Origin of the sequence: Streptomyces thermospinosisporus (genome assembly GCF_039526425.1) — a bacterium.
In the GTDB taxonomy this organism is placed as follows: Bacteria; Actinomycetota; Actinomycetes; order Streptomycetales; family Streptomycetaceae; genus Streptomyces; species Streptomyces thermocarboxydovorans.
On record NZ_BAAAIZ010000127.1, the window covers coordinates 1 to 6,533 of the forward strand.

General features: G+C 64.8%; 7 protein-coding genes. 4 read left to right on the forward strand and 3 right to left on the reverse strand.

Features of this window, described 5'->3' with window-relative positions:
• Positions 1-126: 126 nt before the first annotated feature.
• The gene (locus tag ABD207_RS30365; protein WP_344016490.1) at positions 127-423 is read left to right on the forward strand and encodes a hypothetical protein; all 297 of its coding nucleotides are present in this window, start codon (positions 127-129) and stop codon (positions 421-423) included.
• Positions 424-505: 82 nt separating this feature from the next.
• Here the strand turns inward: ABD207_RS30365 and ABD207_RS32250 are convergent, their stop codons facing one another.
• The 3 genes from ABD207_RS32250 to ABD207_RS30375 all read right to left on the reverse strand — a co-directional run bounded on the left by ABD207_RS32250 (position 506) and on the right by ABD207_RS30375 (position 3,839).
• Positions 506-892, reverse strand: a complete 387-nt coding sequence (locus tag ABD207_RS32250; protein WP_425580873.1) for a helix-turn-helix domain-containing protein — start codon at positions 890-892, stop codon at positions 506-508.
• Between the two features lie 284 nt (positions 893-1,176).
• Positions 1,177-2,388 carry a M16 family metallopeptidase gene (locus tag ABD207_RS30370; RefSeq protein ID WP_344016491.1) on the reverse strand — a complete coding sequence of 404 codons (1,212 nt, stop codon included), beginning with the start codon at positions 2,386-2,388 and terminating at the stop codon, positions 1,177-1,179.
• A 161-nt stretch (positions 2,389-2,549) separates the two neighbouring features.
• Positions 2,550-3,839, reverse strand: coding sequence for a M16 family metallopeptidase (locus tag ABD207_RS30375; RefSeq protein ID WP_344016492.1), 1,290 nt, complete (start codon positions 3,837-3,839; stop codon positions 2,550-2,552).
• A 180-nt stretch (positions 3,840-4,019) separates the two neighbouring features.
• On the opposite strand from ABD207_RS30375, the gene lxmK reads away from it, so the two are divergent.
• Genes lxmK through ABD207_RS30390 form a run of 3 tightly spaced genes read left to right on the forward strand, consistent with a single transcriptional unit; the run spans position 4,020 to position 6,496 of the window.
• Positions 4,020-5,177: a class V lanthionine synthetase subunit LxmK gene (gene lxmK / locus ABD207_RS30380; RefSeq protein ID WP_344016493.1), complete on the forward strand. Its 1,158-nt coding sequence runs from the start codon at positions 4,020-4,022 to the stop codon at positions 5,175-5,177.
• A complete protein-coding gene (locus tag ABD207_RS30385) occupies positions 5,174-6,148 on the forward strand; it encodes a T3SS effector HopA1 family protein (RefSeq protein WP_344016494.1) in 975 nt (324 codons plus the stop codon). Before lxmK ends, ABD207_RS30385 begins: the two co-directional genes overlap by 4 nt.
• Positions 6,149-6,199: 51 nt before the next feature.
• Positions 6,200-6,496 (forward strand): hypothetical protein, encoded by a 297-nt coding sequence (locus ABD207_RS30390; RefSeq protein WP_344016495.1) that lies wholly within the window; start codon positions 6,200-6,202, stop codon positions 6,494-6,496.
• Positions 6,497-6,533 lie beyond the last annotated feature (37 nt).

Below are 6,533 nucleotides of genomic sequence, written 5' to 3' on the forward strand. Positions count from 1 at the left end.
TGGCGAGCCGGGGGCGCACATCGGCCAAGAACGGCTACACCACTTCAAGGGACGCCATCCTCCGAGGGTTCAGCGGACTGCCTGCTGACCGGCGAAGAGGTGTCTCGTGGCCCCGCTGGATACGACGTGGGCTGGCTGGTGGGCGAGATCCTCGAATGGGACATGATGGCGAGTGCGCCCGAAAACACCGCCAAACGAGCAGTAGCCCGGCGCGTGGGCCGGGCTCTGCTGGGCGGCTACGGCGCGCTGCCCGACACAACGGTGGTCAGCCGGGCTGCCGTGCTGCGCGTCCTCACTCACGCACACGACTTCGCCGCCTACCGTGGTTGGCATCCAGAGTTGACGCACTACGCCAGATCACTGTCTCGCTTGGTCGATGAGACGCGGGCGGGGACACTGCTCGCTTCTTCGGGCCTGCTGTAGAAGCTGTGATGTCCGGTGGTCGGCCCCGCCATGGCACCGTTCATACGCAGGATGGCGCGGCGCAACCAGTAGCCGTGCTACTTCAGACGGACTGTCGCAGGCGCGTGGACGGCCTTCCACCGTGTATACGTGCGTCGTGGGATGTCGAGGATGTCGCAGAAGAGCGAGATGCTGATTCCGGACTCCCGTCGGATTTTCTCGAGTTCGGGAAAGGGATCGACCGGTACTCCCCGGCTCGCCTCCGGACACGCAACTGAATATAAGCCTCACCGAGGGCAGTTTTGAGTTCGGTGATCTCCGCCTGTAACTCACGTTCTCGCCTTGCGGTTTTGGAGAGGACGCCTTCGAGAGCCTCTCTCCCCCCGTCGATGAACTTGTTCCTCCAGTTGGCGACCGACTGTTGGGACACCTTGGCCTGGCGTGATGCTTGCGCCAGTGACAACTCACCTGACAGGACTCTTAGTACCAGTTCGAGCTTTTCGTTGGCCTATATAGCAGGAGGGCGCGGCATATTTTCAATTCCCCGTAAGGTCGTTACTGCTGTATTGCTTCCGGCGTCAGGCTCGGAGTGCTCGAAGCGATGACACGTTCCTAAATCGATTCCGCACACTTCTCCCACCTGCGCCTCGACATTACGCGGCAAGCATGGAGGGGGCAACCTCTTAAGTCCTGACCTTGATAGGTTGGCCGAAATGCTGGTCGGGCGTTGGCGGAAAGCTTTCATGTACTCCATCGCGCGTGATATCCCCGCCGCTACACCAGCGCATCGCTGTCGGACCGCACTCCCAGGGCCGCCAAAGGGCCGGACAAAACCTGCGCATCACCGATGACGACCCCGCTGAAGGCGCCGGGGGTGAAGAACCTGTCAACCGCCTCGCGGACCTCCCTCTGCGAAACGGCCGAGAGTCTGCGCGGGAAAGTGCATGCGTGGTCGATGGGCAAGTCCAGGAGCAAGGCAGTGAGAAGGGCGGATGCTAGTCCAGACTGGGAGGAAAGCGACATCATCATCACGCCGGCGGTGTATTGGCGGGCGCCGTCTATTTCCTCCATAGACGGCGGATCATCGGATATGCGGCGCAATTCCGACAGGATGGTCCCGTACGAACGAGCGGTCGCCTCTGTTGCGCTGTCGGCTTCGATGACCAGAGACAACCGATCCGCGGTGTCACGCAGCCGAGAACTGACTCGGTAGGCCAACCCGTACCGTTCGCGCAGAACGGTGACCAGACGTGAGGAAAAATAGCCGCCGAATACCGCTCCAGCTAGGCACAGGGCGGGGAACGCAACGTCGGGGCGCGGCACTGTGCAGCGCAGAAGCCTGATCTGCGACTGGACGGAGCCGGGGCGGTGTCGCAACCGCACCCCGGGAACCGGTGAGGGCAGCGCCGGCAGCGTGGCGGGTACGGAAGCACCGCGCCACTCACCGAGAGTGCTGTCCAGGAAGCGAACCGTTCGCTCCGGATTGTGATCGCCAACCAATACGAGAACCGCACCATCAGGTCGCAGGCAGCGTGCATGCAGCGCTCGTACCTGGTCGGCCGTCACGGAAGCCACGTCGGCACCCGAGGGCATGTCACGCAGCGCCGCACCAGGGCCGAAACAGTGGGTGATCAGACTCTGCTCCGCCACCACATGAGGCTGTGCGCGAGCGAGAGACAACTGCCGTGTCAGACGCAGCCGAGCCTGGGCCACTTCCGCCTCCGCGTGCTCGGCGCGCACCAGCATCTCGGTGACAACGGACATGAGGTCGCCCAGAGCGCTCGCCGGGGCCGAGCCCGAGAAGGTGAGCCAACGTGCAGAGCGCTGCACGACCAGGGACGCTCCGTGGTCGGACAGCCGTGCCTCCATCCCGTCCTGTGTCAGGGTGCCTGTCCCACGCAGGAGCGTCTCGCACAGCACCATCAAGGCGGCGGCCTCGTCGGTGGCCAGAGACGGTATCGGAACAGCGCCACGCACCTCGATCATGGGACTCGACGGTCGATGTGCTGCCACCACTCGCACTCCGTTGGCCAGGACGGAGTCCACGAGCGGGGGCATGCTCAGGACGGGGGTGGAGCCCACGGGCGGCAGTCTGGACGCCACGACAGGGATCGGACCTGGCCCGGAGCGTGCCGGGTTCCACTCGTTCATTCGTCAGCCCCCGCTGTCCCCGGTACCAATTGGACGACGGCACGGGCATCGGGGCTCAGTCCCTGTGCGGCCATGGCCACGTCCACGGCGTCGACCGAGGACAGCGCGCCGGGCAGCTGGTCGAGCAGCTCGGCGCTGTCGAACAGCAGCTCCAGCGTGCCGAGTGCCGGGGCACGGAAAGCGAGGGAGTCGAACTTGCGGTGCCTCGCAGCCGCTGACATCGCCACCGCTCGGTTGACCTCGCGCGGAGTGGGCCCCTCGGCCGCCAAGCTGTGCAACTCCTCGTCCAAGGCCGAGATCACCGCATCGGCCGATGCGCCGGGGGAGTGCACGACTACGCCCAGCAGAAGGTCCGGGTGGCGCGCGTCAAGAGCTCCGAACAGTCCGCACCCCATGCTCACGTCGGTTGCCACACCTGTGCGTCCGATCAGTTTTCGCCGCAGGCGGGAGGACTCGCCGGTGGCGAGGAGGGAGCACAGCACCGTGTGCGCCAAGTATGAATGCAGCGCAGTCCGCGGGTCAGGCAGCCGGTAGCCGATCGCTGTCGCAGGCAGCGGGGCGTGCCGGTCGTGATGCACGCCCGTTCGCATGCCTCTCGGTGCTGGCTCGTCGGAATCGGAAACCGTTGGAACGGGCCGCGAGGGAATGTCCGCAAAATGCCGCCACACAAGTTCCATCACCTGGCACGGCTGGATGTCACCGGCCACGGTCAACACCGCGTTGCCCGGTGCATAGTAGGACTCAAAGAATGCCTCGCAGTCTGCAACGGTCACCTTCTCGAGAGCGGCGAAGTCGCCGTATCCGTTGTGTGCATTTCGGAACTCGCTGAACAATGCTGACGGCAGGACGGTCCACGGGAATCCCCCGTACGGCTTGTTCATCAAGTTGAGCCGGATCTCCTCCTTCACGACATCCACTTGCGTGCGGAGGCTCTCCATTGTGAAGACGGGCTCTCTCATGCGGTCGGCTTCCATGAACAGAACGCGTTCAAGCGCATTCGATGGGAATACCTGGTGGAACACCGTGTAATCCTGGTGCGTGGACCCATCGACCGTGCCACCTGCGGACTGGACCAGTCGGAAATGGTCCCCGCGTCGTATTTGGGCGCTGCCTTGAAACATGAGGTGTTCGAAGAGGTGCGCGAAGCCGGATCGGCTCGGGCTTTCGGAACGAAAACCGACGCCGTAGTGGACACTGACTCCCACTGTCGGTCCACTCGTGAGCGGCTGTATGACTACACGCAGGCCATTTGGCAGCGTGTGCCGCTGGAGGCGTGGAATGGGCATGTGGCTCACCCTAGAGGAGTCGGGTAAGTTTCAAAACGCCACAAGCGAGTCATATGTTTGGCTGGCGGCGTGCATGTCTACTGCTACCCAGCACGAGCCGTCAACCCCACCCAAGGTACGCCGGTTTAAGGGTGAGCCACCCCTTGTCCTCGAAGCGAGGCGTCCCTACGGTCGCCAGACATGATTGATAGCCAGGAGGTACTGCATGAACCGGCACAGGCACGCTTCGAACCGGTGGATCTGAGCACAGCCCCCGAAGTGAACGCATTATTGACCCGGCTCGGCCTCGGCAGCTTCCGTATCGATACCGTCGTGGCGCACGTAGGCCGTAACGATAACTGGGCAGGAAAGACAACCACAGGACGGCGGGTGTTCGTGAAACGGCTCGGGGGTGACAGATCCGAGGCCGCACGCCGATATCGCCGGATCGTCACCTTCGAAAGGCTGGCAGCGGAACTCGTCGAGACACCATTGGCAAGCCCGCGACTCCTTGGAGCAGATGAGCAGCAGCTTCTTGTGCTGTTCGAAGGCTTGGAGGACGCCAGGTCAGGCTCGGAACTTGCCGCTGACGGCGACTTCGACGAGGACCTGTGCCATGAAGCGGGCAGGATGCTGGGCGTCCTTCATTCCTCGGTAGTGGAACCCGGGGAACTGGATGAGACACCGCATCCCCTTCCGCCGATGGAGAGCTTTGAAGCCCTCTCACTGCCGAGGTTCGTCGACGCCGGCTTCGCCGAGATGGAGGCTTGGAGCCTTCTCCAGGCCGACCGGCAACTGGTCTCGGTCCTTGGCACCCTGCGTGAGCACGAAGCCTCGGCCCGGAAAGTGCCCACGCACGGAGACCTGCGCCTCGACCAGTACCTTCTGCACGGTGACACACTGCACCTAACGGATTGGGAGGAACTCCGGCTCGGGGACCCCGCACGGGACATCGGCGGGTTCGTCGGCGAGTGGCTTTACCGGGCAGTGCGTGACATCCCCAAGACTCTGAGACACGACGCGGACCGGCCATTCGACCAGGAGGCGACCCACCGGGAGATCCTGACCTACGGGGCCCGGGAGATCGAACGGCTGCACCCCCGCATGCACGCTTTCTGGGAAGGCTATTTGCGGGAAGGGACGACGGCCGGCAAGCCGTCAGGGCAAGCAATCGATGCCGACCTGCCCGCTCGGGCCGCGGCGTTCGCAGGTTGGCACATGATCGACCGACTCCTCGCGAACGCCCCGTACGTGCCCAGAATCGGCGCAGCCGACCGCGCAGCCGCAGGCATCGGGCGCGTCCTGCTGCTCGACCCGCACGTACACGTATCGACGCTGGGCTTGGAGAAGACGCGATGACCACCACGGTGCCACGGGTATCGGCCGACTTGCTCAGGGCCCTCGACGCGGTTCAAGTCGCGGAAGACGCCACGCAAGCCACCGTCCTGGACGAGGAACTGACCGCTGAGAATCCGAGCGGGCTGGTGAGTCAACTGCGGACCAGCCTTTACCGGAGGCTGCACGCAGGAATGGACAAGCAGGACGGTCCCCGAGCGCGCAGCATGCGCGACAACGACCTGGACGCGCGGTACACCGCGGCCATGCCCCACTCCACGACGATCGTTCCTGCCATTGTCCTGAGCAGCCGGAACGACCAACCCGTGATCACCGTAGTGGTGGAGGGCGTGCGCACCCGGGTCCCGGTTAGCTGCGTGGTGAAGTGGCCTCAGCGGGCATCCGGTCCGGCCCTCCTCCGCCTGCCCGCTCAGCGCCCGGGACGCTCCCCCGGCTTCTTCCTCACCGACAGCTCGCGGGGTCTTCGGACGGGGCCCGCCACGCTGCGGATGTACATTCACCTGACCGACCGGGAGGCTGCTCCCCAGGTCTGGGGAGTGGTACTGGAAAGGCTTGAGGCACTGGGCCTGCGATACCGAAGTAAGGTGACGTCGAACGGGGGTCTTCTGCCCCGCCGCGATGGTCTCGTCGTCTACCTCGGACCCGATGCATGGGACCGCATCGCTCACGTCGCCGACGCGGTGCGCGGCCTGGAAGGGCTGGGAGACAGCACGTCGCCGTTCGTCCACCGGCTTGCCCCGGGAGTCGGCGCTGCCTGGGAACCAAGGGACCAGCGCCCGGGGAAGAAGGGGCTCAGCTTCGGCGAGCATCGTTCCCAGGTCCTGGCCGAGGCCCTGGTGGCGCAAGCGTTGTCCGCCACTCCTCGGACTCGTGAAGCATGCGTCGCCGAAAGTCTCGTCGACGCGGGCATCGACCCGCTGTTTCCCGCTCGCAACCTCTCTTCGCCCACCCTGCCCGGCTTCGGATTGGCGTGACTGGTGCCGGACCGAGGAGAGACCGCTCGTTCCGCGTCCCCTTTCGCGGACATGGACCGCGACCAGCTCGTGACGCTCCTGCTGGACCTGCTGGCAGGAAAGGCGACTGCCGCCGAATGCGCAACACGGGCAGGACTGACCGTGGACGCCCTGCAGAACGCACGCGGCGTCTTCACCACAGGCGGCTACCGTCGGCTCCAAGGGCGGTCCCGGCGAGGCGCGAAGAGCCTGGCACTTCTGGAGAAGCAGGCAGCGGAGCTGCAACGGCTACTGCAAGAGGCACAATCTGCCGTGGAGATGCTCCGGGCACTGGAGCAGCATCTGGTCAGCCAGACCCCGGAACGCTGAACGACAGCGGCGTGGATGCCCTGGTGAGGGCATCCAC